The organism is Streptomyces changanensis (assembly GCF_024600715.1).
Taxonomy (GTDB): domain Bacteria; phylum Actinomycetota; class Actinomycetes; order Streptomycetales; family Streptomycetaceae; genus Streptomyces; species Streptomyces changanensis.
In genome coordinates this window covers 5,503,030-5,529,138 of the sequence record NZ_CP102332.1, presented here as the reverse complement: position 1 = coordinate 5,529,138, position 26,109 = coordinate 5,503,030, and the positions used below count along the sequence as shown (strand labels likewise).

General features: G+C 76.7%; 19 protein-coding genes. 12 read left to right on the top strand and 7 right to left on the bottom strand.

The window, feature by feature from the left end; all coding sequences use genetic code 11:
* Positions 1 to 5: 5 nt before the first annotated feature.
* The 10 genes from NRO40_RS24145 (at position 6) to NRO40_RS24100 (ending at position 14,116) form a co-directional block, all read left to right on the top strand.
* Entirely contained in the window at positions 6 to 1,487 is a 1,482-nt protein-coding gene (locus NRO40_RS24145; RefSeq protein WP_058940280.1) for a pyridoxal phosphate-dependent decarboxylase family protein, read from the top strand.
* Entirely contained in the window at positions 1,484 to 2,863 is a 1,380-nt protein-coding gene (locus NRO40_RS24140; RefSeq protein ID WP_058940259.1) for a lysine N(6)-hydroxylase/L-ornithine N(5)-oxygenase family protein, read from the top strand. Before NRO40_RS24145 ends, NRO40_RS24140 begins: the two co-directional genes overlap by 4 nt.
* Complete coding sequence (locus NRO40_RS24135) at positions 2,860 to 4,581, top strand: IucA/IucC family protein (RefSeq protein WP_058940281.1); 1,722 nt, start codon at positions 2,860 to 2,862, stop codon at positions 4,579 to 4,581. Before NRO40_RS24140 ends, NRO40_RS24135 begins: the two co-directional genes overlap by 4 nt.
* On the top strand, positions 4,578 to 5,129 hold the full coding sequence (locus NRO40_RS24130; RefSeq protein ID WP_058940260.1) for a GNAT family N-acetyltransferase: 552 nt from the start codon (positions 4,578 to 4,580) through the stop codon (positions 5,127 to 5,129). Before NRO40_RS24135 ends, NRO40_RS24130 begins: the two co-directional genes overlap by 4 nt.
* Positions 5,126 to 6,754 carry an MFS transporter gene (locus NRO40_RS24125; protein ID WP_257375503.1) on the top strand — a complete coding sequence of 543 codons (1,629 nt, stop codon included), beginning with the start codon at positions 5,126 to 5,128 and terminating at the stop codon, positions 6,752 to 6,754. Before NRO40_RS24130 ends, NRO40_RS24125 begins: the two co-directional genes overlap by 4 nt.
* Positions 6,738 to 8,297, top strand: a complete 1,560-nt coding sequence (locus NRO40_RS24120; protein WP_198549462.1) for a pyridoxal phosphate-dependent decarboxylase family protein — start codon at positions 6,738 to 6,740, stop codon at positions 8,295 to 8,297. The genes NRO40_RS24125 and NRO40_RS24120 overlap by 17 nt, the downstream gene beginning before the upstream one ends.
* Positions 8,298 to 8,368: 71 nt before the next feature.
* Positions 8,369 to 10,171, top strand: a complete 1,803-nt coding sequence (locus NRO40_RS24115) for an IucA/IucC family protein (protein WP_058944965.1) — start codon at positions 8,369 to 8,371, stop codon at positions 10,169 to 10,171.
* Complete coding sequence (locus tag NRO40_RS24110) at positions 10,168 to 10,977, top strand: ABC transporter ATP-binding protein (protein ID WP_257375502.1); 810 nt, start codon at positions 10,168 to 10,170, stop codon at positions 10,975 to 10,977. Before NRO40_RS24115 ends, NRO40_RS24110 begins: the two co-directional genes overlap by 4 nt.
* Positions 10,978 to 11,030: 53 nt before the next feature.
* The gene (locus tag NRO40_RS24105) at positions 11,031 to 12,041 is read left to right on the top strand and encodes an ABC transporter substrate-binding protein (protein WP_058944964.1); all 1,011 of its coding nucleotides are present in this window, start codon (positions 11,031 to 11,033) and stop codon (positions 12,039 to 12,041) included.
* Complete coding sequence (locus NRO40_RS24100) at positions 12,038 to 14,116, top strand: iron ABC transporter permease (RefSeq protein ID WP_058944963.1); 2,079 nt, start codon at positions 12,038 to 12,040, stop codon at positions 14,114 to 14,116. The genes NRO40_RS24105 and NRO40_RS24100 overlap by 4 nt, the downstream gene beginning before the upstream one ends.
* A 390-nt stretch (positions 14,117 to 14,506) precedes the next feature.
* Here the strand turns inward: NRO40_RS24100 and NRO40_RS24095 are convergent, their stop codons facing one another.
* Positions 14,507 to 15,877 carry a cryptochrome/photolyase family protein gene (locus NRO40_RS24095; RefSeq protein WP_058944962.1) on the bottom strand — a complete coding sequence of 457 codons (1,371 nt, stop codon included), beginning with the start codon at positions 15,875 to 15,877 and terminating at the stop codon, positions 14,507 to 14,509.
* Complete coding sequence (locus NRO40_RS24090; RefSeq protein WP_058944961.1) at positions 15,874 to 17,397, bottom strand: SDR family oxidoreductase; 1,524 nt, start codon at positions 17,395 to 17,397, stop codon at positions 15,874 to 15,876. Before NRO40_RS24090 ends, NRO40_RS24095 begins: the two co-directional genes overlap by 4 nt.
* Before the next feature lie 141 nt (positions 17,398 to 17,538).
* Here NRO40_RS24090 and NRO40_RS24085 point away from each other — a divergent pair, with 141 nt between their 5' ends.
* Together NRO40_RS24085 and NRO40_RS24080 are read left to right on the top strand one after the other, a co-directional pair.
* Complete coding sequence (locus NRO40_RS24085) at positions 17,539 to 18,036, top strand: MarR family winged helix-turn-helix transcriptional regulator (protein WP_058944960.1); 498 nt, start codon at positions 17,539 to 17,541, stop codon at positions 18,034 to 18,036.
* A 298-nt stretch (positions 18,037 to 18,334) separates the two neighbouring features.
* Complete coding sequence (locus NRO40_RS24080; protein ID WP_058944959.1) at positions 18,335 to 20,425, top strand: MMPL family transporter; 2,091 nt, start codon at positions 18,335 to 18,337, stop codon at positions 20,423 to 20,425.
* Here the strand turns inward: NRO40_RS24080 and NRO40_RS24075 are convergent.
* The 5 genes from NRO40_RS24075 to NRO40_RS24055 form a co-directional block, all read right to left on the bottom strand.
* Positions 20,394 to 21,323 carry a glutaminase gene (locus NRO40_RS24075; RefSeq protein WP_408057050.1) on the bottom strand — a complete coding sequence of 310 codons (930 nt, stop codon included), beginning with the start codon at positions 21,321 to 21,323 and terminating at the stop codon, positions 20,394 to 20,396. The genes NRO40_RS24080 and NRO40_RS24075 overlap by 32 nt on opposite strands.
* Positions 21,324 to 21,393: 70 nt before the next feature.
* Positions 21,394 to 23,526, bottom strand: a complete 2,133-nt coding sequence (locus NRO40_RS24070; protein WP_058944957.1) for a xanthine dehydrogenase family protein molybdopterin-binding subunit — start codon at positions 23,524 to 23,526, stop codon at positions 21,394 to 21,396.
* Positions 23,527 to 23,542: 16 nt separating this feature from the next.
* On the bottom strand, positions 23,543 to 24,538 hold the full coding sequence (locus tag NRO40_RS24065; RefSeq protein WP_058944956.1) for an FAD binding domain-containing protein: 996 nt from the start codon (positions 24,536 to 24,538) through the stop codon (positions 23,543 to 23,545).
* Positions 24,535 to 25,083 carry a (2Fe-2S)-binding protein gene (locus NRO40_RS24060; protein WP_058944955.1) on the bottom strand — a complete coding sequence of 183 codons (549 nt, stop codon included), beginning with the start codon at positions 25,081 to 25,083 and terminating at the stop codon, positions 24,535 to 24,537. The genes NRO40_RS24065 and NRO40_RS24060 overlap by 4 nt, the downstream gene beginning before the upstream one ends.
* A gap of 829 nt (positions 25,084 to 25,912) precedes the next feature.
* Positions 25,913 to 26,086, bottom strand: coding sequence for a CsbD family protein (locus tag NRO40_RS24055; RefSeq protein ID WP_058944505.1), 174 nt, complete (start codon positions 26,084 to 26,086; stop codon positions 25,913 to 25,915).
* Between the last annotated feature and the right edge of the window lie 23 nt (positions 26,087 to 26,109).

Genomic DNA, 26,109 nt, shown 5'->3' with positions numbered 1-26,109 from the left:
CCGGCATACCCCGGGCCGGTGAGGTGGACCTCGCCGTCGCGGGCGGCGCCGACGGGGCGTACGCGCTCGGCAAGCTCACCTCGGTGGTGCTCGACGCGCTCGCCGACGGCGCCACCGCGCGGGGCGGGCCGCTGCCCGACGGCGGCCCGACCGCGGTCGCGGAACGGTTACGCGCCGCCTGCGCGCCCGTCCTGCCCGAGCGGGGCACCGGCGCCGAGGAGGCCCTGCGGACCGTCGTGCGGGCGGTGGCCGAGGGCGCGGCCGACCCGGCCCACCCGTGGTGCGCGGCCCATCTGCACTGCCCGCCCCTGGCGGTGGCCGCAGCCGCCGACCTGGCCGCCGCCGCGCTCAACCCCTCGATGGACTCCTGGGACCAGGCGCCCGCCGCGGCGGTGCTGGAGCAGGACGTCACCGCCGCCCTCGCCGACCTGGTCTACCCGGGCCGGGCCGCGGCCGACGCGCTGGTCACCAGCGGCGGCACCGAGTCGAACCTCGTGGCGCTGCTCCTCGCCCGCGAGCGGGCCCGCGCCGCCGGCGCCGCCACGGTGCGGGTGGTGTGCGGCGCCAACGCCCACCACAGCGTGCGGCGCGCCGCCTGGCTGCTGGACCTGCCCGAGCCGGTCACCGTGGCCGCCCCCGGCGGGCGGCTCGACCCGGACGCCGTCGACCGGGCCCTCGCCCGGACCACCGGTCCCGCCCTGGTCGTCGCCACCGCGGGCACCACCGACGAGGGTCTCGTGGACCCCCTCCCCGAGCTGGGGTCCGTCGCCGCGCGGCACGGAGCCGAACTCCACGTCGACGCCGCGTACGGCGGGCCGCTGTTGTTCAGCGAGCGGCTCGCGCCCCGCCTCGACGGGCTGACCGCCGCCACCTCCGTCACCTTCGACCTGCACAAACTGGGCTGGCAGCCGGTCGCGGCGGGGGTCCTCGCCGTCGCCGACGGCGCCGCGCTCGCCCCCCTGGCGCTGCGCGCCGACTACCTCAACGCCGACGACGACGGCGAGGCCGGACTGCCCGACCTGCTGGGCCGCTCCATCCGCACCACCCGCCGCCCCGACGTGCTGAAGGTCGCCGCCACCCTGCGCGCCCTGGGCCGGGACGGGCTCGGCGCGCTCGTCGAGCACTGCGTCGACGCCGCCCACGCGTTCGCGGCGCTCGTCGACGCCCATCCGCGGCTGCGCCGCCGACCCGGCGACATCGGCATCAGCACCGTGCTGTTCCGCCCCACCGCCGCGGACGCCGCCGCGCCGGCGGACGGCGACGCGCTGGTCGCCGAGGTACGCCGCCGGCTCCTCACCGAGGGCCGCGCCGTCGTGGGGCGGGCCGTCGCCGAGGACGCGGACGGCACGCGGCGGCTGTGGCTGAAGGCCACCCTGCTCCATCCGCGGGCCGCGGGCGAGGACCTGGCGGGGCTGCTGGACCTGGTCGCCGCCACCGCCGCCCGCACCAGCACCACGCACCCACAGGAACCGGAAGGACCGCGATGACGACCGAGCAAGCCGCCGAGGAGCCGAGGACCGTCGACCTGCTCGGCGTGGGCGTCGGCCCGTTCAACCTGTCGCTGGCCGCGCTGGCCGACGGGGTGCCCGGGCTCGACGCCGTCTTCCTCGACCAGCGGCCCGCGTTCCGGTGGCACCCGGGCCTGCTGATCGAGGGAGCGACGCTCCAGGTGCCGTTCCTCGCCGACCTGGTGAGCCTCGTCGACCCGACGAGCCGGTGGTCGTTCCTCAACTACATCCGCACCCAGGAGCGGCTGTTCCCGTTCTACTTCGCCGAGCGTTTCCACATACCGCGCGCCGAGTACGACGCCTACTGCCGCTGGGTCAGCGAGGAACTGCCCTCCTGCCGCTTCGGGCACCGCGTCGACGCCGTCACCTGGGACGAGGACCACCGGGCGTACGTGGCGGAGTACACCCGGGTCGACGGGCACGGCGCCGTCCTCGGCACCGGCACGGTCCTCGCCCGGCACCTCGCGCTCGGCGTCGGCACCGCCCCGCACGTCCCCGCGCCGCTGCGCGCCCTGGCCGCCGCCCCGGACGTGCCCGTGCTGCACTCCGCCGACTACCTCGCCCACCGGGACCGGCTGCTGACCGCCGGGCACGTCACCGTCGTCGGCGCCGGCCAGTCCGGGGCCGAGGTGCTGCTCGACCTGCTGCGGGCCCGCCCCCACGGGCGGGAGGGGCTGACGTGGCTCGCCCGGACCCCGGCCTTCGCACCGATGGAGTACAGCAAACTGGGCCTGGAGCACTTCACGCCCGACTACACCCGCTACTTCCACGACCTGCCCGAGACCGCCCGCGACCGGCTGCTGCCGGCGCAGTGGCAGCTGTACAAGGGCGTCAGCACGGACACCCTCGGCGACATCCACGACGAGCTGTACCGGCGCGCCCTCACCGGCGGGTGGCCCGACGTCACCCTCACGCCGGGCGTCGCCGTCACGGCCGCCGAACAGCGCGGCGGCCGGGTGGAGCTGTCCCTGGAGCACACCGAGGAGGGGTCCCGGGGCGAGCTGACCACCGACGCCGTCGTCCTCGCCACCGGCTACGCCGAGCGGCCCGTCGACGGGCTGCTGGAAGCGCTCGGCCCGCACATCTCCCGCGACGGCGCCGGCCGGCCCCTCGTCGGCCGCGACCAGCGGCTGGTCCTCGACGACAAGGTCGGCGGGGCCGTCTTCGTGCAGAACGCCGAGCGGCACACGCACGGCGTCGGCACCCCCGACCTGGGGCTGGCCGCCTGGCGCTCCGCGGTGATCCTCAACGCCCTCACCGGGCGGCCCGCCTACCCGCTGCCGGAGCGGACCGCGTTCACCACCTTCGGCCTCACCCGGCCCCGATCCGCCGACGACCAGAAAGAGTGCGCATGAGCGAGATCCGACCCCTGGACCCCGTCACGGAGGCCGACCGGGCCGCCGTCGACAACCTGCTGCGCTGCTGGGTGCGGGAGACCGGAGTGGAGCGGCCCGACGGCGACGTGCTGCGCCTGGAGCTGCCCGCGTCGGGCACGGTGATCGAGGTGCCCGTCCTGTACTGGTCGCCGGTCGGCTGGCACCGCTTCGGGTCCCCCCGCCTCCCGTCCGGGGCACCCGCCCCGGCCACCGCGCTCGCCGCGCTCCTGGGCGTCGAGGCGGCCGACGGCGACCCGGCCTCCGTGGCGGACCTGACCGGGCGGGTCAGCGACTCGGTGCGCCGCGTCGCCGAGTTCGTCCGGGTCCGCCGGGAGGCGCCCGCCGACCCGGCCGGCACCACCGCGTTCCTCGCCGCCGAACAGGCCCTCCTCACCGGGCACCCGCTGCACCCGACGCCGAAGAGCCGCGAGGGGCTCACCGACACCGAGGCCGCCCGCTACTCGCCCGAGGTCCGCGGCGCCTTCCCGCTCCACTGGTTCGCCGCCGACCCGTCGGTCGTGCGCGCCGACTCGTCGCTCGACCGGAGCGCCGAGGAACTCCTCGCCGGCTTCGCGGGCGACACCCCCACGCGCCCGTCGGGCACGGTCCTGGTCCCCGCCCACCCCTGGCAGGCGCAGGACGTCGTCCACCGGCCCGCCGTCCGCGCCCTGCTGGACGCCGGGCTGCTGCACGACCTCGGACCGTCCGGTCCCGCCTGGTCGGCGACCTCGTCGGTGCGGACGCTGTACCGGGCCGACGCGCCCGTGATGCTGAAGTTCTCCCTGGGCCTGCGGATCACCAACTCGCGGCGCGAGAACATGCGCTCCGAGCTGCACCGGGGCCTCGCCGTCGACCGGCTCCTCACCGCCGGCCTCGGCCGGGCGCTGCACGCCGCGCACCCCGGGTTCGCGATCGTCCGCGACCCGGCGTGGCTCGCGGTCGACGCCACCGCCGACGGCGGCGACACCGGCCTCGACGTGGTCGTGCGCGCCAACCCGTTCCCCGCGGACGCGGCGACCCAGGCCGAGTGCGTCGCCGGCCTCGTCGCGCCCCGCCCCGACCTGCCCGACGGCCGCTCCCGGCTGGCGTCGCTCGTGCACGCCATCGCCGCGCGCACCGGCCGGCCGGTCGGCGACGTCGGCGAGGAGTGGTTCGCCCGGTACGCCGAGCGCGTCGTCGGGCCCGTGCTGTGGCTGTACGCGACGTACGGTCTCGGGCTGGAGGCGCACCAGCAGAACACCCTGGTCACGGTGGACGGCGACGGTTGGCCGGCCGGCGGCCGCTACCGCGACAACCAGGGCTACTACTTCTCCCCCGACCGCAGCGACGCCCTGTACGGCTGGGTGCCCGGTGTCGGCCGTGACCTCGGCACGTACGTCGCGGACGACGTCATCGACGAGCGGCTCGCCTACTACGTCGGCATCAACAACCTGCTCGGCCTGGCCGGCGCGCTCGGCTCCCAGAGGCTCGCGGACGAGGAACGGCTGCTGCGGCACGCGGACCGGTTCCTCGCGGACGCCGCCGCCGCGCACGGCGACCGGCTGCGCCTCGCCTCGCTGCTGCGGGAGGAGCCGACGCTGCGCTGCAAGGCGAACCTGCTGACGCGGGTGCGCGGCATGGACGAGCTGACGGGCCCGCTGGAGGCGCAGTCGGTGTACGTGGACATCCCCAACCCCGTGGTGGAGGTGCGCAAGTGACGCGCGAGCGGCTCGTCATCGCCGAGACGGTGCTGGAGCAGGGCGTGTTCGCGCTGCGGGCGGTCGACCCGGCCGCCGACGCCGAGCTGGTGCACGGGTGGATGAACGACCCGGAGGTCGCCGAGTTCTGGGAGATGGCGCAGCCGGTGGAGCGCGTCGCCGCCTACCTGCGCGAGCAGGTGGCCAGTTCGCACTCCACGCCGTACGTCGGGTGCGTGGACGGCACGCCGATGAGCTACTGGGAGCTGTACCGGGCCGATCTGGACCCGCTGCGCCACCATTACGCCTCGCGGCCGCGCGACGCGGGCGTGCACCTGCTGCTCGGCCCGTCCGCCTACCGGGGCCGGGGGCTCGGGGCGGTGCTGCTGCGGGCCGTGTCGGACTGGCAGCTGCGCACCGATCCGTACGCGGAGCGGGTCGTCGCCGAGCCGGACATCCGCAACGCGCGTTCGCTGCGCGCCTTCGAGCGGGCCGGGTTCCGCATGGCACGGCAGATCGACCTGCCGGGCAAGCGGGCGGCGTTCATGGTCCGCGAGCGCACGGCATGACGGGGGCGCACGGACGCCCGGTGCTGCTGGCGGCGGCCGGGCTGCACATGGTGACCCAGTCGGCGCTGGCCCCGTTCTACCCGGCGCTGTTCCGCGCCGCGTACGGGGTGGAGGCGCTGGCCGCGACGGGGCTGTTCCTCGTGGTGTGCCAGGTGTCGGCGGTCGTGGCGCTGCCCCTGTGGGGGCGGGCGTGCCGGCGGGTGCCGCTGGCCCGGCTGGTGACGGCGGGCCAGACCGCCGCGGTGCTGCTGTCGGCGGCGCTGGTGCTGGCTCCGTCGTACGCGGTGTTCACCGGGGTGTCCGTGCTGCTCGTGGCCGCGAAGGCGGTCGTCCTGCTGGCCTACCCGGGGCTCGCGCGGAGCCATCCGCGCGGGGTGCTGCCCGGGGTGGTCCAGTACGTGGCCGTGCTGCACGCGGCGTCGGTCGCCGCGACGCTGCTGGGCGGCCTGGTCGTGTCCGTGCCCGACCCGCGCACCGCGCTGCCGCTGCTGGCCGTGGTGGAGGCGGTGCTGCTGGTGGCGTGCCTGCGGCTGCTGCGGCCGGCGGCCGGCCCGACGGGCGCCGCCGGCCCCGCGGCGCCCGCGGGGGGCGACGTGTGGCGGCTGGCCGGGTACGTGCTGCTGACGGCGGTCGCGGTGTACGCGGCGCGGCCGTACTTCACCGAGTACGTGACGGACGCCGGCGCGTCGGCGGGCACGGCGACGCTGCTGTTCGTGCTGCCGCACCTGGCGGTGCTGGCGCTGCTGCCCGTGGCCGGCCGGCTGCGGGCCCGGCTGGGCGGGCGGCCGCTGCTGCGGTACGGGATGCTCGTCGCCGCGGCGGGCCTGACCGCGCAGGCGGCGGTCACCGACCCCGGGTGGCTGGCGGTGGCGCGGCTGGTGTTCGGCGCCGGGCTGGCGTTGGGGCAGGTCGCCCTGGACGAGCGGGTGATACGGGCGAGCGGGTCGGGGGCGGCGTACAGCGTCGTCGCCATGGGTCAGACGGCCGGCCTGCTGCTCGCGCCCATGGTCGCCACCGCGGCGGCGTCCGCGGCACTGTGGGCCCCGCTGCCGGTCTGCGGCGCGTTGCTGTGCGTCCTCGCCGTCGCGGCCCCGGGCGGGGGCCGGTCCACCGCCGCGGCTGCGGCGGTTCCGTCCGCCGCCGTCGCGTCCGCGGTGACGCCGCCGGCCACGGTGCCGTCCGCCGCCGGTGGGCAGGTGTCACCCGGGGCGGAACGGGTGGGCACGGCCCCGCCCGCGCCGCCCGCCGTGCCGGCCGCCGAGACGGCACCCGCCGTGCTGCCGCAGCAGCGGCGGGCCCCCGGCCCGGTGGTCCCCGCCGCCGGCGCCGCCACCGGTGCGGCGGCCGGTGCGGCCGCGCGGGTCCGGCCGGAGGGCGGCCCGCCGACCGCCACGCCCCCGCCCGGGGGCGGCCCGCCCTCCCCTGGCCGCCGCGCCCCTGCCGCCGGCTCCCACGACCCCCATGGTCCAGCCACCCCCCACGGCCCAGGCTCCGGCCGCCGCGCCGGGGACCGGCCCCGCCGCCGCGCCCGGGTCGGTGCCCGCCGCACGCCCCTGACCCTTCACGCCCCTGCCCGCCCCCCGTCCGGGACTACAGGAATGACCTGCCATGACGATGCCCGGTAGTGCCCTGTCCGACCCGATACCCGGGCCCGCGTCCGGGCCCTCGCCGCTGCTCGAACCCGACCTGCTCGCGGCCTCCCCCGCCGGCCTCGCCGAGCTGGGCCGCCTCGTGCGCGACATCGCCCGGGAGGCCGCCGCCGGGCTGCGCCGCCGCGGCGGACCGTTGCCCGCGATGAGCCCGGAGGAGCTGACCCGGCTGGTCGACGAGCAGTTCCCCCATGGGGTCGTGCCGCGCGCCGGCGCGGGCCGCGACGCCGTGCTGGCCCTCGCCCGGGCCTGCGCGGAGACCACCGTGGACCTCGCCGACCCGCGCGCCGCAGCCCACCTCCAGCCGCCGTCGCTGGCCGTCGCCGCCGCCGCCGACGTCCTCGCCGGGATCTTCAACGCGTCCGTCGACACCTGGGACTCGGGCCCGTACGCCGTCGAGATCGAACGGCGGCTGGTGAAGGGGCTGTGCCGACTGGCCGGGTACGGGCCCGAGTCGGGCGGCGTGCTCACGCCCGGCGGCAGCGCCTCGAACCTCCAGGCCCTGCTCATCGCCCGCGACGCCGCCGCCGCGAAGGTCCGCGACGTGCGCAGCGGCGGGCTGACCGGGTTCGGTCTCGCGCCGCTCGTCCTCTGCTCCGAGCTGGCCCACTTCTCCGTCGCCCGGGCCTGCGCGGTGCTCGGGCTGGGCGAGGAGGCCGTGCGGACCGTGCCCGTCGACCGGCGGCACCGGATGCGCCCCGAGGCGCTGGACGCGGCGCTGCGCGGTGTGGACCCCGGGACGCGGCTGCCGGTCGCGGTCGTCGCCACGGCGGGGACCACCGACTACGGTTCCGTCGACCCGCTCCACGAGGTCGCCGCGGTGGCCCGGGAGCACGGTGTACGGCTGCACGTCGACGCGGCGTACGGCTGCGGCGCCCTCTTCTCCGACCGGCTGCGGCCGCTGCTCGCCGGGATCGAGGAGGCCGACACGGTCACCCTCGACCTGCACAAGACGGCCTGGCAGCCGGCCGCGGCCAGTGTCCTGCTCGCCCGCGACGCGGCCGACTTCACGTCGTCGACGGGGCTGCGGGTGGCCTACCTCAACCCGGACGACGACGGCGAGGCCGGGTACGACGGGCTGCTCGGCCTGTCGCTCCAGACGACCCGCCGCGCGGACGCGCTGAAGGTCGCGGCGACGTTCCTGGCGCTGGGCACCGACGGCGTCGGCGGGATGCTCGACGCCTGCCACGACCTGGCCCGGCACGCCGAGCGGGCGGTGGCGGCGCACCCGGCGCTCGTGCTGACGGCCGGGGCGACGCTCTCCACGGTCGTCTTCCGGTACGCCACCCGCGACCCGGCCGCGTCCGACGCCGTCAACGGCGCCCTGCGCCGCCGTCTGCTGCGCACCGGCCACGCGCTGGTCGGCCGGACGGACGTGGCGCAGGACGACGGCCGCCGCACCGTCCACCTGAAGCTGACGCTGCTCAACCCGCAGGCCCGCACGACCGACGTGGACGACCTGCTCGACGCGGTCGTCCGGGCCGGGCGGGCCGTCGAGGAGGAAGGGACCGCCGCATGAAGCGCCGCGGAACGGAGCAGCACAAGGGCCGGAAGAAGAACCGGCGTCCTCACGAGAAAGGCACAGCCCGTATGACTGACGGCCACCCCGTCCCCGACCTCGCCGACGTGTCGCCGGACGCGTGGCGGGAGGCGAACCGCAGACTCCTCGCCAAGACGCTCTCCGAGTTCGCGTTCGAGGAGCTGGTCAAGCCCCTGGAGCTGGAGACGGAGGGCCGCTTCCGCGTCGACCTGGACAGCGGGGTCTCGTACGTCTTCTCCGCGGCCCGGGGCGCCTTGGGCTCCTGGCGCGTGGACGGTTCCTCCGTCACGCGCGGCGCCGCAGGGCTGCTCGGCAACGAGATCGCCACGCCCGCCTGGGACGCGCAGCAGTTCCTGGTCGACTGCGCGGGGACGATCGGGACCGACCCGCCGACCCTGGCCATGTACCTCACCGAGGTGTCGGCGACCCTCGCCGTGGACGCCGCGCGCATCGAGCACGGCGGGCGGACCGCGGCCGAGCTGCGCGCACTGGACCACGCCGAGCTGGAGTCCGCCATGACGGGCCACCCGACGCTCGTGGCCAACAAGGGCCGCATCGGCTTCTCCGCGACGGACGTGCGGGCGTACGCGCCGGAGTCGGGGCGGGCGGTGGCGCTGCGGTGGATCGCCGTGCACCGGGGCCTGGCGGAGTTCCGCGGCACGCCGGAACTGAGCGAGCGGGCGGTCCTGGAGCACGAGTTGGACGAGGAGACCGTCGCCGCGTTCCGCGCGCGGATCGAGGCGGCGGGCGGCGACCCGGACGCGTACGTGTGGATGCCCGTCCACCCCTGGCAGTGGGACCACGCCGTGCAGGTGCTGTTCGCGGGCGAGATCGCCCAGCGGCGGATCGTCCCGCTCGGTGAGAGCGCCGACGCGTACCTGCCGCAGCAGTCGGTGCGGACGATGACGAACGTGTCGGAGCGCGGCCGCTGGGACGTCAAGCTCCCCCTGCGCATCGTCAACACGCTGATCTGGCGCGGCATCCCGCCGCACTGCACCCAGGGCGCGCCGCTGACCACGCAGTGGCTCACGGGCCTGCTCGGCAAGGACCCGCTGCTGCGCGACGAGCTGCGCACGGTGTTCCTCGGCGAGGTGGCGTCGGTGACGGTCCGCCACCCGTACCTGGACCGGGTGGCGGACGTGCCGTACCAGCACCTGGAGACGCTCGGCTGCATCTGGCGCGAGTCGGTGTCGTCGCGGCGGGACGAGGGCGAGCGGGTGCGGACGTTCGCGTCGCTGCTGTACGTCGACGAGCACGGCACGTCGTTCGCGGCGGAGCTCGCCCGCGCCTCCGGGCTGCCGGCCGAGGAGTGGCTGTCGCGGCTGTTCGAGACGGTGATGCACCCGGTGCTGCACGTGATGTACACGTACGGCATCACCTTCAACCCGCACGGCCAGAACACCCTGATCGGGTACGACGGGAACGACGTGCCGTGCCGGCTGTTCCTCAAGGACTTCGTCGACGACGTGTCCGTCTCGCACACCCCGGTGCCCGAGCGCGGCCCCGAGCCGGACGGCTACGACCACGTCCTGCCGCGCAAGGACCCGGTCGTCATCCGCCAGCACGTGGTGGACCAGTTGCTGCTGGGCCACTTCCGGTACCTGGCGCCGCTCGTCGCCGAGCAGCTGGGCGTGGCGGAGGAGCGGTTCTGGCGGCTGGTGCGGCAGGCGGTCGTGTCGTACCAGAAGCGGTTCCCGGAGAAGGCGGAGCGGTTCGCCGCCTACGACATGCTCGCGGAGGAGTTCCCCCGCTACCCGTTCAACACCGACCGGCTCGTCGTCACCCGCTACGTCGACCGGGCGCTGCGCCACGCGCTGCGCCCGAACGGCACCGTCCCCAACCCGCTGTCATGAGCATCGAGATCAGCGCGTCGGAGCTCACCCTCGGCCACGGGGGCGAGCCCGTCGCGCGGAGCATCGCCGTCGCCCTGGCCCCCGGCGAGGTCACCGCGCTCGTGGGGCCCAACGGCTCCGGCAAGTCCACCCTGCTGCGGGCGCTGGCCCGGCTGCACACCCCGGACGGGGGGCGGATCGTCCTGGACGGGCGGGACCTCGCCGCCTACCGGCCGCGGGAGCTGGCGCGCAAGCTGAGCTTTTTGACGCAGTCGCCGATCGAGCCGGCCGGGGTGACGGTCGAGGAGCTGGTCTCCTACGGGCGCCACCCCCACCAGGGCCTGCTGGCGCGCGGCGCGGGCCGGGAGGACCGCGAGGCCGTCGCGTGGGCGCTGGACGCCACGAACCTGCGCCCGTTCGCCGAACGCACCCTGGACCGGCTGTCCGGCGGCGAGCGGCAGCGGGCGTGGATCGCCATGGCGCTGGCCCAGCGCACCGGTCTGCTGCTGCTCGACGAGCCGACGACGTACCTCGACATCCGATACCAGATCGAGGTGCTGCGGCTCGTGCGGCGGCTGGCGGACGAGCACGGCATCACCGTGGCGGTGGTGCTGCACGACCTGAACCAGGCCGCCGCGTTCTCCGACGCGATGGTCGTGCTCGCGGGGGGCCGCATCGTGGCCTCCGGCACGCCCGCCGAGGCGCTGACGGAGGACACCGTCCGCACCGCCTTCGGCATCGACACGACCGTCACCCACGACCCCCACACGGGTGTGCCGACCTGTCTGCCGACCTGGCGCGAGCCATCGGCGGCGGCGGCCACCTGAGACCCACCGCACCACGGAACCGCACCACCCGAACGAGCAAAGGAACCTCGCTCATGCGCACACCACCACGGGCCGCACGGATCACCCTGACCGCCCTCCTCGCCGCCGCGGCGCTCGCCGTCACCGCCGTCGGCTGCGGCTCCGCCGCCGAGGAGGCGGGTGGCGGGTCACCGACGAAGGGCAGCGGCGGCGGGAAGGACGGCGGCGCCGTCACCGTCACCCACCTCAAGGGCTCCACCACACTGGACAGGCCGGCGGCGAAGGTCGTCGCGCTGGAGTGGACGTACGCCGAGGACCTGCTGGCCCTCGGGGTGTCCCCGGCCGGTGTGGCCGACGTGAAGGGCTACGGCCAGTGGGTCACCGGCGGCCCGCGCTTCGGAAAGGACGTCAAGGACGTCGGCACCCGGCAGGCGCCCAGCCTGGAGACGATCAAGGTGCTGAAGCCGGACCTGATCATCACGTCCAAGGTGCGCTCCGAGGCCAACTACGAGCAGCTCAACAAGATCGCGCCGACGCTGATGTTCGACCCGTACGCCACGGACAGCGAGTACGAGGAGATGCGGGCGACGCTGAAGAAGATCGGCACGGCGGTCGGCAAGGCCGACGCGGCGGACCAGGCGCTCAAGGACCTCGACGCGAAGGTCGACGCCGCGAAGCGCAAGCTCGCCGACGCCGGCAAGGGCGGCTCCGCGGTGACCGTCGCCCGCGGCTACACCACGGACGGCGCCGCCGTGGTGGAGGTCCTCACCGACTCCACCATCCCGGGCGGCCTGCTGCCGCGCCTCGGCCTGAAGAACGCGTGGTCGGGCAAGGCCGACGCGTACGGCATGAGCAAGGTCGACATCGAGGGCCTGAAGCCGGTGGAGAAGTCCAGCCTGGTGTACGTCGCCGCGAAGGACGACGACGTCTTCACCGGCTCGCTGCCGAAGAACGCGCTGTGGCAGAGCCTGGACTTCGCCAAGGGCAAGCGGGTCCACGCCCTCGACCCGGGCACGTGGTTCTTCGGCGGGCCGTTCTCCACCGGTCAGGTGGCCGACGAGATCGCGGACGCGCTCACTTCATGACCGGGATCGCGACGCGTCCGGTGAGGACCGCGGTGCCGGGCCCGGCCGGGAGGGCGCGCCGCCTCCCGGCCGGGCCGGCCGCGATCGTGCTGGGCGGGGTGCTCGCGCTGCTGCTGGTGACGGTGGCCCACCTGGGCCACGGCCGCAGCGGCGTGGGGCTGGGGGACCTGCTGCGGGTGCTGCTGGGCGGCGGCGACGCCGACGCCCGGTCGGTGCTGCTCGGCGGGCGGCTGCCGCGCACGCTGGCCGGGCTGGTGGCCGGGGCGTCGCTGGCGGTGGCGGGGTGCCTGCTGCAGTCGTCGGTGCGCAATCCGCTGGCGTCACCGGACACGCTGGGAGTGACGGCCGGCGCGTACCTGGCGGTGGCCGTCAGCGCGATCACCGGCTTCTCGCTGGGCGACCTGCCGCGCGGCGGGGTGGCGTTCGTGGGCGGTCTGCTGGCCGCCGCGCTCGTGCACACCGTGGCCGGCGGGTCGCGGGGCCGTCCGGCGCACCTGGTGCTGGCCGGGGTGTCCGTGACGCTCGCCCTGTCGAGCGTCACGGCGGTGCTGGTGGTGTTGTTCCAGGAGGAGACCGGGGCGGTGTTCTTCTGGGGCCACGGCTCCCTCGCGGTCGCCGACAGCGGCCGGTCGGTGACGGTGCTGCCGCTGCTCGCGGCCGGGCTGCTGGGCGGGTTGCTGCTGGCGAGGACGCTCGACATCCTCGGGACGGGCGACGAGACGGCGCGGGGCCTCGGCGTGCACGTGGGGCGGGTACGGCTGACGGCGGTGCTGCTGTCGGTGCTGCTCACGGCGTGCGCGGTCGCGGTGACGGGCCCGATCGGCTTCGTCGGCCTGGCCGCGCCGCACCTCGTGCGGTTCGCCGGGGTGCGGCGGCACGCGGCGCTGCTGCCGGCGTCCGCCGTGTGGGGCGCGACGCTGCTGCTGGGGGCGGACCTGCTGGCGCGGGTGACGTCGCCCACCGGCAACGAGGTCCCGGCCGGCGTGGTGACCGCGCTGTTCGGCGCGCCGCTGTTCCTGTGGCTGGCCCGCCGCCTGCCGGCGGAGCCGGCCGCGCCCGGCACCGTGATGCCGGGGCGGCGCGGGCGGCGGCTGCCGTACCCGGCGTTGCTGGTCGGCGGGGTGGCGGCGGTGTGCGCGCTGCTGGCCGGCGGGCTGGTCCTCGGCGACATCTCCGTCCCGCTCGCCGAGCTGCCCCGGCTGCTGGCGGGCGGCGGTGACGAACTGCTGGGCGGGGTGGTGCTGGAGTACCGGCTGCCGCGCCTGCTGGTGGCGGCGCTCGCCGGGGCGCTGCTGGCGGTGGCGGGCGGCATCGTGCAGACGGTGTCGCGCAACCCGCTGGCCGACCTGACCGTGATGGGCGTCAGCGGTGGCGCCGGGTTCGGTGCGGCGCTGGTGCTGGTGGCGCTGCCGTCGGTGCCGTACGCGGCGCTACCCGTCGCGGCGCTCCTGGGCGGTACGGCGGCGTTCGCGCTGACGTACGGGCTGTCGCTGCGGAAGGGTTCGGTGGCGCCGGAGCGGTTGGTGCTGGTCGGCATCGGCACGTTCGCGCTGACGACGGCCGCCACCAACTACCTGGTGGTGGGGGCGCGTTTCCAGGTGGCGCAGGCCCTGACGTGGCTGTCGGGGTCGACGTACGCGCGGGACACGACGGACCTGTCGGTGCTGGTGGTGGCGGTGGTGGCGGGCGTGCCGTTGGTGGTGCTGGCCTTCCGCCGGCTGGACCTGCTGGCGCTGGGCGAGGACACGCCCCGCACGCTGGGCTTGCCGCTGGAGCGCACCCGGCTGGCGGTGCTGGCCCTCGCGGTGGCGCTGGCGGCGTGCGCGGTGGCGGTGGTGGGGACGGTGGCGTTCGTCGGCCTGGTCGCGCCGCACGCGGCGCGGATGCTGGTCGGTTCGCGGACGCACCGGCTGCTGCCCACGGCGGCGCTGCTGGGCGCGGCGCTGATGATCGCCGCCGACACGGTGGGCCGGACGGCGATCGCCCCGGCGGAGATCCCCTCGGGGTTGCTGGCGGCGCTCATCGGCACGCCGTACTTCGTGTGGCAGCTGCGGCGCGGCGGGCGCGCGGGGTGACGTACGCCCCGGATCGGCCGACCGGGCCGGGGCGGGGCGGGCGGCTCGGGGCGGGGCGGGGCGGGCGGCTCGGGGCGTACGGTCCGGGGCGAGGCGGCCCGGGCCGGGCCCAGGGGGCCGGTTCCGGGCGGCTCGGGCCCGGGTGTTGCTGGTGGGTCCGGAGGTCCGGAGGTCCGGACGGTTCGGGCGGGACCGGGGGCGGTTTCGGCGCTCGCAGTGGTCCCGACGGTCCCGGGGGCCCGGCGGTCTCCAGCGCCCCGGGGGTCCCAGCGGTCCCGGAGGTCTCGGCAGTCTCACGCATCCTCCGGGCCCGACGGCCCGGGGTCGGGAGGCCCTGGGGCCCGCGGGTCCCGGGGGCCCCGGCTGTCCCGAGGGTCCCGGCGGGCGGTCTCAGCGGCCGCGCGCCTCGCGGAAGCGGGCCAGAGCGGCGGGGAGTTCCACGATCGGCGGCGGGTAACCGTCACCGATCCGCTCCCGGACGGCCGGCTTCCACGGCTCGTGCACGGCCGGGCCCGCGATGCCCGCCAGCTCCGGCACCCAGCGGCGCACATAGGCGCCCTCGGGGTCGTAACGGCGTCCCTGGAGGATCGGGTTGAGGACGCGGTGGGGGCGGCTGTCGGTGCCGGTGCCCGCCACCCACTGCCAGTTGAGCTGGTTGTTGGCGACGTCCCCGTCGACCAGCAGCTCCAGGAAGTGCCGGGCGCCGACGCGCCAGTCGACGTAGAGCGTCTTGGTGAGGAAGCTCGCGGCGAGGAGCCGCCCCCGGTTGTGCATCCAGCCCTCGTGGGCGAGTTGGCGCATGGCGGCGTCGACGACCGGGTAGCCGGTGCGGCCGGAGCGCCACGCCTCGATGTCGCCGGCCGCCGTCCGCTCGTCGCGCCACCGGTCGTACCGGGTGCGGTAGTCGTCGCGGGCCGCGCGGGGGCGGGCGGCGAGCAGTTGGCGGTGGAAGTCGCGCCAGCACAGCTGCCGGGCGAACGCCTCGGCGCCGGGCGTGCCCCGGGCCCGCGCCCGGTGGACGGCCTCCACGGCGGAGACGGAGCCGAAGTGCAGGTGCGGCGAGAGCCGGGACGTGGCGTCGCCCGCCAGGTCGTCGTGGCGTTCGCCGTACGCGTCGACACCGTCGCGCAGCCAGGCGTCGAGCCGCCGCCGGCCCTCGCCCTCGCCCCCCGCGGCGAGGCCGGGCGAGGTGCCGGGCACGCCGGAGCGGGACGGGAGCTCCTCGGAGCGGACGCCGTCGGGCACGGGGACCGCGCGGGGCGCGGCGAGCGGTTCACGGGGCCGTTGCCCCGACCAGCGGCGGAAGTACGGGCCGAAGACGGCGTAGTGGTCGGAGCCGTGCGGGGTGACCTCGCCGGGCGGGACGACGGTGCCCACCCCGTCGTGGACGAGCAGCCGCCGTCCCGCGGCCGCCAGGGCCGTGCGCAGGAGCTCCTCGCGGTGCTGGGCGTAGCCACTGTGGTCGGCCGCCATGTGCACCTCGGTGGCGCCGGTCTCCGCCGCCACCGCGGCGACCGCATCGGCGACGCGCCCGGACCGGACGACGAGCCGCCCGCCGCGCCGCCGCAGTCCCGCGTCGAGGTCGGCGAGGCAGTCGGCGAGGAACGCCGCCCGGTTGGGCGGGGCGAACCCGGCGGCGGTGACGGCCTCGTCGCGGACGAAGAGCGGGACCACGGCGCCGTGGGCGCGCAGGGCGGCACGCAGAGGCGGGTGGTCGTGCAGGCGCAGGTCCGAGGTGAACAGGACGACGGCGGTGGTCACGGCGCGCTCCCGGGGGCGGCCGCGGGTCTGGCCGCGGCCTTGGTGATGTTGCGGGCCATCCCGCCGAAGACGACGGCGTGGAACGGCGAGACGCTCCACCAGTAGGCGTGGCCGACCAGGCCGCGCGGGGCGAACAGGGCCCGCTGCCGGTAGCGGGTGCGGCCCTGCTCGTCCCGGTCGGCGTACATCTCCAGCCAGGCGAGGCCGGGCAGGCGCATCTCGGCGCGCAGGCGCAGCAGCCGGCCGCGTTCGATCTCCTCGACGCGCCAGAAGTCGAGCGAGTCGCCGGCGCGCAGCCGGGCGGCGTCGCGGCGGCCGCGGCGGAGCCCCACCCCGCCGACGAGCCGGTCGAGCCAGCCGCGCACGGCCCAGGCGAGGGGGAAGGAGTACCAGCCGTTGTCCCCGCCGACGCCTTCGATGACCCGCCACAGCCGCTCGAGGTCGGCGTCGACCAGCCGCTCCCGCTCGTCGGTGTAGAGGCTGCCGCCCGCCCAGTCGGGGTCGGTGGGCAGCGGGTCGCTGGGGGCGCCGGGCACGGACGCGGACGACCAGCGGGTGGTGACCCGGGCCTCGCGGACGCGGCGCAGGGCGAGCGCCAGGGCCTCGTCGACGCCGATGGGCGCGCCGGGCGGGTCGGGGACGTACCGGCCGATGTCGTGCTCCCTGCAGACGACCTCGTGGCGCAGGGAGGCGGCGAGGGGCCGGGCGATGGAGGCGGGCACGGGCGTGACGAGCCCGATCCACAGGCTGGACAGGCGCAGGCTCAGCACGGGGACGGACACGATGAACCGCCGCCGGAGCCCGGCGACGGCGGCGTAGCGCCGCATGAGGTCGCGGTAGGTGAGGACGTCGGGCCCGCCGATGTCGAAGGCGCGGTGGACGTCGGCGGGCAGCCGGGCGCTGCCGACGAGGTAGCGCAGGACGTCCCGGACGGCGACGGGCTGGATGCGGGTGCCGACCCAGCTGGGCGAGACCATGACGGGCAGCCGCTCGGTGAGGTAGCGCAGCATCTCGAAGGAGGCGGAGCCGGAGCCGAGGATGACCGCGGCGCGCAGGACGGCGGTGGGCACGCCGGAGTCGAGGAGGATCCGCCCCACCTCGTCGCGGGACCGCAGGTGCGCGGAGAGGCGGTCGGCGGGGACCCCGGCGGGGGTGAGGCCGCCGAGGTAGACGAGGCGGCCGACGCCGGCGGCGCGGGCCCGGGCGCCGAAGAGGGTCGCGGCGCGGCGGTCGGTGTCCTCGAAGCCGCGGCCGGTGCCGAGGGAGTGGACGAGGTAGTAGGCGACGTCGACGCCGCTCATGGCGGCGGCCACCGACTCCTCGTCGGTGACGTCGCCCCGGACGATCTCGACCCGGCCGGCCCAGGGGTGGTCGCGGAGCTTGCCGGGCGAGCGGGCCAGGCAGCGGACGCGGTGGCCGGCGGCGAGCAGTTCGGGCACGAGCCGGCCGCCGATGTACCCCGTCGCGCCGGTGACCAGGCAGAGGGGAGGCCGGTCGGGCCCCGGGGTGGTGTCGGTCATGACGCCTCCGTCTCGTGTGGTGCTCTTTCCACGGTGGACCGCCTCCCCGGGTTCCGCCCGCCCGGTGCTTCCGCCGCCCCGGTGCTTCCGCCCGTCCGGTGCGCGCGGATGCGCACCTGCGGGTTTCTATAGGCTGACCAGGTGGTGACGAGGGACGACGAGCGGGCCGACGGCGGGACGCGGGGTGAGCGGCACCCGGCGGACCTGCAGGCCTTCGCCGTGCAGCTGCGCCGGATGAACGGCGAGGTGAACCGGCTGGTGCACGGCTTCGCGACGAGCCAGGGCCTGCACCCGACGGACGTGCAGGCGCTCGCCGCCATCCTGGACGCCACCGAGCCGATGACGCCGGGGCGGCTGCGCGAGCACCTGGGGCTGACCTCGGGCGCGGTGACCGCGTGCGTGGACCGGCTGGAGCGGGCGGGGCACATCCGCAGGTCGCGGGAGAGCGCCGACCGGCGCGTGGTCCACCTCCACTACGCCGAGGGGGCGCGCGGGGCCGCGCGCGCCTTCTTCCAGCCGCTGGCCCGGGCGACGGAGGCCGCGCGGGAGCGGTTCGCACCGGAGGAGCTGGAGGTGGCGCTGCGCTTCCTCACCGTCCTGAACGAGGAGCTGGGCGCGGAGGGCGTACCCCGGCGTTGACGGGGTGGACGGCCGCGACCGGCGCGCCCCGGGTGGGTGACGGTCCGGGCGCGTGGCGGCCCTGGCGGGTGGCGGTCCCGGGCGCGTGGCGGTCCCGGGCGCGTGGCGGTCCCGGGCGCGTGATGCCTCGTGGCGTGCGGGCCTCCGGGCGTGTGCCGATCCCAGCGTGGCGGGGACCCTCCCGGACATATAACTCGATCATTGAGATAGTTTGTTGTTGAGATACTTCTCGAGACGATCGGCGTGCCGGCTCTCCCGGGCCGGCCCGCGGGACGCCTCCCTCTTCCGCAGGAGACCCATGTCCGCGTTCCCGGCCCTCGCCCGCCGGCTGCTCCCCGCCCTCCTGATCGCCGTGTGGCTCGCCGTCGGCGGCGGACTTGGCCCGTACGCCGGCAAGCTCGGCGAGGTGGCCACCAACGACCAGGCGGCCTTCCTCCCGGAGGACGCCGAGTCGACCCGCGTCCTGGAGGCGCAGCGCGCCTTCCGCCAGGAGGAGTCGCTGCCCCTCGTCGTCGTGTGGACGGCGGCCGACGGCGGACGCCTGGCGCCCGCCGCGCGCGCGGACGCCACCCGGGCGCTCGCCTCGCTGGCCGGCACGCCCGGCGTCGTCGGCCGCCCCTCCCCCGCCCTGCCCTCCGAGGACGGCGAGGCGCTCCAGGGCGCCCTGCGGCTGGCGCCCGACCTCGGAGACGAGCTGTCCACGGTGCTGGACCGGGTCCGCGACACCGCCGGCGACGTCCCCGGCACGCGTGCCCGACTGGCCGGCCCGGCGGCGACCCAGGCCGACCTGGGTGACGCGTTCGCCGGCATCGACGGCCTGCTGCTGGGCGTCGCCCTCGCCGCCGTGCTGCTCATCCTGCTGCTGGTGTACCGCAGCGTGCTGCTGCCACTGGTGATCATTCTGTGCGCGGTGTTCGCGCTGGCCCTGGCGTGCGCGGTGGTGTACGTCCTCGCCGACGCCGACGTCCTGCGCGTCGACGGCCAGGTGCAGGGCATCCTGTTCATCCTCGTCATCGGCGCCGCGACCGACTACGCCCTGCTGCTGGCCGCGCGGTTCCGGGAGGAGCTCGCCCGGCACGAGGACCGGTACGCCGCGATGCGCGCCGCGATGCGCCAGTCGTACGGCCCCGTCGCGGCGAGCGCCGCCACGGTCGCGCTGGGGCTGCTGGCCCTGCTCCTGAGCGACCTGACCAACAACCGCGCGCTGGGTCCGGCCGGCGCCATCGGCATCGTCTGCGCGGTCCTCGGGGCGCTGACGTTCCTCCCGGCCGTCCTGGTCCTGCTGGGCCGCGGGGCGTACTGGCCGGCGGCGCCGAAGTCCGGGACGGGCGGCGCCGGGCACGGCGTGTGGACGAAGGTGGCGGCCCTCGTGGACCGCGCCCCGCGCCGCGTCTGGGCGGTGACGCTCGCGGCCCTGCTGGCGTGCGCGGCGTTCGCCCCCACCCTCACCGCGCGGGGGGTGCCGCTGGACGAGATCTTCGTCGACGACGCGCCGTCCGTCTCCGCGGGCCGGGTGCTCGGCGAGCACTTCCCCGGCGGTTCGGGCAACCCGGCCGTCATCGTGGCGGACGCGGCGGCGCTGCCCGCGGTCACCGCCGCGGCCGAGGGCACCCGGGGGGTCGATTCGGCCGTGCCCGTCACCGCGTCCGGCCGCCCGGGCGGGCCGCCGCTCACGGTGGACGGCCGCGTCCAGGTCAACGCCACGCTGCAGGACGCCCCCGACAGCGACGCCGCCAAGGAGGCCCTGGCGCGCCTGCGGACCGCCGTCCACGCCGTGCCGGGCGCCGACGCCCTGGTGGGCGGCTACACGGCGCAGCAGTACGACACCCAGCGGACCGCCGAGCGGGACCGCGAGGTGATCGTGCCGGTGGTGCTGCTGATCATCCTGCTGATCCTCGTGGGGCTGCTGCGCTCCCTGCTTCTGCCGGTGCTGCTGGTGGCGACGGTGGCGCTGAACTTCCTGGCGACGCTGGGCGTCTCGGCCCTCGTCTTCGAACGGGTGCTGGGCTTCAGCGGCACGGACGCCTCGGTCCCGCTGTACGGGTTCGTCTTCCTCGTCGCCCTCGGTGTGGACTACAACATCTTCCTCATGTCCCGGGTCCGCGAGGAGACCTTCCTGCACGGCACCCGGGAGGGGGTGCGGCGCGGCCTGACCGCGACCGGCGGGGTGATCACCTCGGCGGGCGTGGTGCTCGCCGCGACGTTCGCCGCGCTCGCGGTGATCCCGCTGGCCTTCCTGCTCCAGATCGCGTTCATCGTCGCCTTCGGCGTGCTCCTCGACACGCTCGTCGTGCGGTCGCTGCTCGTGCCCGCGCTGGTCCGGGACATCGGGCCGGTGTCCTGGTGGCCCGGATCCCTCAGAACACGGACAGGCCCGTCAGGGTCGTGAACCGGTCGAGCGCGGCGACCCCGGCGACGGAGTTGCCGCGCTCGTCGAGGCCGGGGCTCCACACGCACAGGGTGCACCGGCCGGGGACGACGGCGATGATGCCGCCGCCGACGCCGCTCTTGCCGGGCAGCCCGACCCGGTACGCGAAGTCGCCGGCGGCGTCGTACGTCCCGCAGGTCAGCATGACGGCGTTGACCTGCTTCGCCTCGCTGCGGCTGAGCAGCGCGGAGCCGTCGGCGCGCACGCCGTGCCTGGCGAGGAAGCCGGCGGCCAGGGCGAGGTCGGCGCAGGACGCCTCCAGGGAGCACTGGCGGAAGTACTGCTCCAGTAGGTCCCCGACCGGGTTGCCGACGTTGCGGTACGAGGCCATGAAGTGGGCCAGGGCCGCGTTGCGGTCGCCGTGCGCGGCCTCGGACGCGGCGACGTCCTCGTCGAAGTCCAGGGCGGTGTTGCCGCTCTCGGCGCGCAGGAACGCGCGGAGCGTGTCGGAGGCGTCGCCGGTCAGGGTGTGCAGCCGGTCGGTGACGACGAGCGCGCCCGCGTTGATGAACGGGTTGCGCGGGATGCCGTGCTCGTACTCCAGCTGCACCAGCGAGTTGAAGGGGTTGCCGGAGGGCTCGCGCCCCACGTGCTCCCACAGCGCCTCGCCCTCCAGGGAGAGCGTCAGGGCGAGGGTGAACGCCTTGGTGATGGACTGGGCGGAGAACGGCCGCCGCCAGTCCCCCACCCCGTAGACCGTGCCGTCGAGCTCGGCGACGGCCATGCCGAAGCGGCGCGTGTCGGCCTCGGCGAGCGCCGGGATGTAGTCCGCCGGCCGGCCGCGGCCCGGCCGGGCGGCGATGTCGGCGGCGATCTGGTCGAGGACGGGCTGGAAGGCGGGGGCCACGGTCGTGCTCACTCCGGCGTGTGCGATGGCGTGTTCGGGGCCCATTGTGCACGTCCCCGGCGCGCGGCCCGGCGGGGGCGCCTCAGTGAGGCGGGACCGCCCCGGCGAGGGCCGGCAGGATCCGGTCCGGGGTGAGGGGGAGTTCGCGGAAGCGGACCCCGGTGGCGTGGTGGACGGCGTTGCCGACGGCGGCCGCCGCGCCGACCGTGCCGATCTCGCCGATGCCCTTGCTGCCCATGGGGTTGAGGAGGCGGTCCTCCTCGTCGATCCAGTGGGCCTCCACGGCGGTCACGTCGGCGTGGGCGGGCACGTGGTAGGAGGCGAGGTCGCTCTCGGTGAAGTCGCCGTGGGCGGCGTCCATCGTGCTGCCCTCGGTCAGGGCCATGCCGATCCCCATGATCATGCCGCCGACCAGCTGGGAGCGGGCGGTGCGCGCGTTGAGGACGCGCCCCGCGGCGAACACGCCCAGCATGCGGCGCAGCCGCACCTCTCCGGTGACGGTGTCGACCTGGACCTCGGCGAAGTGCGCGCCGAAGGCGTGCCGCGCGTACGGCGGGGTGCGGCGGGCCTCGTCGGAGGTGTCGGCGGTGACCGTCAGCCCGTCCGCGGGCAGGGGGTCGGACCGGGCGGCGAGGGCCGCCGTGAGGTCGGTGCAGGCACGGTGGACGGCCCAGCCCCAGGACGCGGTGCCGGAGGAGCCGCCGGCGAGGGGGGCGCGCGGCAGGCGGGTACTGCCGATCTCGATGCGCACGGCGTCCAGCGGCACGGCCAGCGCGGCGGCGGCGACCTGGGCGAGGACGGTCCGCGCGCCGGTGCCGATGTCGGTGGCGTTGACGCGGACGGTGTACGTGCCGCCGGGATGGGCGGTGGCCGACGCGGTGGACGGCGCGGCGTACGCCGGGTAGGTGGCGGCGGCCACGCCCGAGCCGATGAGGAGGGGGCCCTCGCGGCGGGCGCCGGGGCGCGGGTCGCGGTCGGCCCAGCCGAAGCGGCGCGCTCCCTCGTGCAGACAGCCGACGAGGTTGCGGCTGCTGAAGGGGCGGCCGCTGTCGGGCTCGGTGGCCGGGTCGTTGCGGACGCGCAGCTCGACCGGGTCCATGCCGAGGGCGTCGGCGAGCTCGTCCATGGCGGACTCCAGGGCGTACATGCCGGGGGTCTCGCCGGGCGCGCGCATCCACGACGGGGTGGGCACGTCGAGGGGGACGACGCGGTGGGTCGTCAGGCTGTGCGGGGAGCCGTACATGACACGGGCGGGCACCGCGGCCTGCTCGACGAACTCGGCGATGCGCGAGGTGTGGGTGGTGACCTCGTGGCTGAGGGAGGTGAGGGTGCCGTCCCGTTCCGCGCCGAGCCGCAGCCGGTGCAGGGTCGGGGCGCGGTGCCCGGTGACGGCGGGCAGGTGGCGGCGGGGCAGCGCGAGCTTGACGGGCCGGCCGGTGTGGATCGCCGCCATCGCGGCGAGCACGACGTGCGGGCGCGGTGTGCCCTTGCTGCCGAAGCCGCCTCCGACGTGCTCGGCGACGACGGTGACCCGGTCCTCGGGCAGGTCGAAGAGGGTGGCGAGGACGGAGCGGACGGCGTTGCCGCCCTGGCAGGAGTCGTACACGGTGAGCCGGCCGCCGGAGTAGTGGGCGGTGGCGGCGTGCGGCTCCATGGGGTGGTTGTGCAGGGGCGGCACCCGGTAGGCGGTGTCGACGCGTACGGGGGCGGCGGCGAAGGCGGCGGCCGCGTCGCCGCGCTCGCGGTGGCCGGGCTGACCGCCGTTGGCCTTCTCGGGGGTGTACGCCTCCGGGTGGTCCTCGGCGAGGACGACGTCGTGCGGCTCCGGCTCGTCGCCGGGGTCGGCGTACGCGACGCGGACGGCGGCGGCGACGGCGCGGGCCGCCTCCGGCGTCTCGGCCAGGGCGAGGGCGACGTACCAGCCGCGGTGCGGGACGGCGTCGTACTGCAGGACGTCGAGTTCGGCGTCGTCGGGCGGCGCGGCGAAGCGCGGCGCGTCGAACGGGGTGAGGACGGCGACCGCGCCCGGCAGGGCCAGGGCGGCCGCGGTGTCGACGGCGGTGACCCGGCCGCAGGCGATCCCGGCGGCGACGGGCCAGGCGTGGAGACAGCCGGGCGGGGTGTGCTCGGCTGCGTACCGCGCGGCGCCGGTGACCTTGTCGCGGCCTTCGATGCGCTCGGCGGGGGCGCCGAGGGTGTGCGGGGTGGCGGCCATGGGGGTCCTTCTCCGGTCAGGGGCGGGGGGCACCGGCGAGGCCGCCGACGACGTCCTCGGCGAGCCGCTGGGCGAGGGTGACCTTGTAGGCGTTGTCGCGCAGCGGTTCGGCGGCGGCGAGTTCGGCGGCGACGGCGCGGGCGACGTCCGCCGCGGTGGGGGCCGTGCCGAGCAGGGCCTCCTCGGCGTGACGGGCCCGCCACGGGCGGTGCGCGAGCCCGCCGAACGCCAGCCCCACGTGCCGTACGGCGCCCCGGGCGTCGAGGTCGAGGACGGCGGCGACGGAGACGAGCGCGAAGGCGTACGAGGCGCGGTCGCGGACCTTGCGGTAGGTGGAGGCGAGCCCCGCGGTCGCGGCGGGCAGCGTCACGCCGGTGATCAGCTCCCCGGGCCGGATGACCGTGTCCAGCTCGGGGTGGTCGCCGGGCAGGCGGTGGAACGCGGCGACGGGCACGGTGCGGGCGCCGTCCGGGCCCTGCAGCTCGACGTCGGCGTCGAGAGCGGCGAGCGCGACGGCGAGGTCGGAGGGGTGGGTGGCGATGCACAGGTCCGAGTGGCCCAGGACGGCGTGGTCGCGGTGGACGCCGTCCCGGGCGCCGCAGCCGCTGCCGGGGACGCGCTTGTTGCAGGGCTTGGTGAGGTCCTGGAAGTAGGGGCAGCGGGTGCGCTGGAGGAGGTTGCCGCCGGTGGTGGCGGCGTTGCGGAGCTGCCCCGAGGCACCGGAGAGCAGGGCGCGGGAGACGGCGGGGTAGCGGTCGCGGACCAGGGGGTGCGCGGCGAGGTCGCTGTTGCGGACGGTGGCGCCGACGCTCAGGCCGCCGTCGGGCCGTTCCCGCACCTCGTCCAGGGGCAGGCCGGTGACGTCGACGAGCGCGTCGGGCGTCTCGACGCCGAGCTTCATCAGGTCGACGAGGTTGGTGCCGCCGCCGAGGTAGCGGGCGCCGGGGTGCGCCGCGTGGGCGGCGGTGGCCTCCCCGACGGTGCGAGCGCGGACGTACGCGAAGGGTTTCACCGGGACACGTCCTCCACGGCCTGGACGATGTGGGGGTAGGCGCCGCAGCGGCAGAGGTTGCCGCTCAGCCGCTCGCGGATCTCCTCGCGGTCGAGGGCGGCGGCTCCCGGGGCGGGGGGCGCGCCGTCGGGGGTCACGGCGGAGGGGTGGCCGGCGGCGGCCTCCGCGAGCATGCCCACGGCCGAGCAGAGCTGGCCCGGGGTGCAGTAGCCGCACTGGAAGGCGTCGCGGTCGAGGAAGGCCCGCTGGAGGGGGTGCAGCGTGCCGTCCGCGTCGGCGAGCCCCTCGACGGTGGTGACGTCGCACCCGTCCTGGGCGACCGCGAGCAGCAGGCAGGCGTTGGCGCGCCGCCCGTCGAGGAGGACGGTGCACGAGCCGCACTGCCCGTGGTCGCAGCCCTTCTTCGCGCCGGTGAGGTCGAGCCCCTCGCGCAGCACGTCGAGCAGGGTGGCCCGATGGTCGACGGTGAGGGTGCGGGGCGTCCCGTTCACCCGGAGGGTGATCTCGGAGTGGTACGGATCAGGCGGGGGCGTCGTCGGCTGCACGGTGCGGGGCCTTCCGTCAGGGCGGGGGCGGCGGTGGTCGGCGGGCGGGCGGGCGCGGGGTGCGGTGCGGGTCGGGCGGCGGCCGCCCGCTCCACGTATCCAGCCTGGGCCAGGTCACACCTCCCGGCACGCCGAACGCCCCGCGGACGCGCGACCGGGCGACCCGGCCCGGGCACGGCCCGGGCACGGCCCGGGCACGGCGCACCGGAGCGCCGGCATCGGGGGCACCCGGGGGCGGGCGCCCGGAACGCCCCGGGCGCGGCGGAGGGGGCACCGGCTCTCTCCGTGGACCGTCCGGGCCCCGGAGGGGCAGCGGCGACCGGCCGCCCCGCGACGCGGCGGCCCCGGCGACGGCACCACGCCCACGGCGGCCCGGAGACACGCCCCACGACGGCGGGCGCCACGCGGGGCCCGGCGGCCGGGCACGAGGGCGCGGGCGGCCCGGATCCACGCCACGGGGACGGCGGCGGCCCGGACGCGGGGCCCGAGCGGGCCCACGCGGGGCCCGGCGGCCGGGCACGAGAGCGCGGCGGGAGGCCGGGCACCAGGGCGCGGGCCGACGGGCACGAGGGCTCGGGCGGCCCGGAGCCACGCCACGAGGACGGCGGCGGCCCGGACGCGGGACCCGAGCGGACCCACGCGGGGCCGGGCGGCCGGGCACGAGAGCGCGGCGGGAGGCCGGGCACGAGGGCGCGGCGGGAGGCCGGGCACGAGGGCGCGGGCGGCCCGGAGCCACGCCACGAGGACGGTGCCGGGCCCGACGTCGGGTCCGAGCGGGCGCGACGCGGGGGCGGCCGGCTCCATCAGGGGCCGGCCGCCCCGCACGCGGTCAGCGCTTCAGCGCGTTCTTCGCCTTCTTCCCCGCCTCGCGCAGCTCGCCCCGCGCGCGCTCCGAGCTGCCCTCGGCGGCCATCTCCTCGTCGCCGAAGGCGCGGCCCACGTTCTCCTTCACGGCGCCCTTGAGCTGCCGTGCCTTCGGGGACGCCTTGCGCTTCGCGGACATGCCTCGCCCTCCCTGGTCGTCGC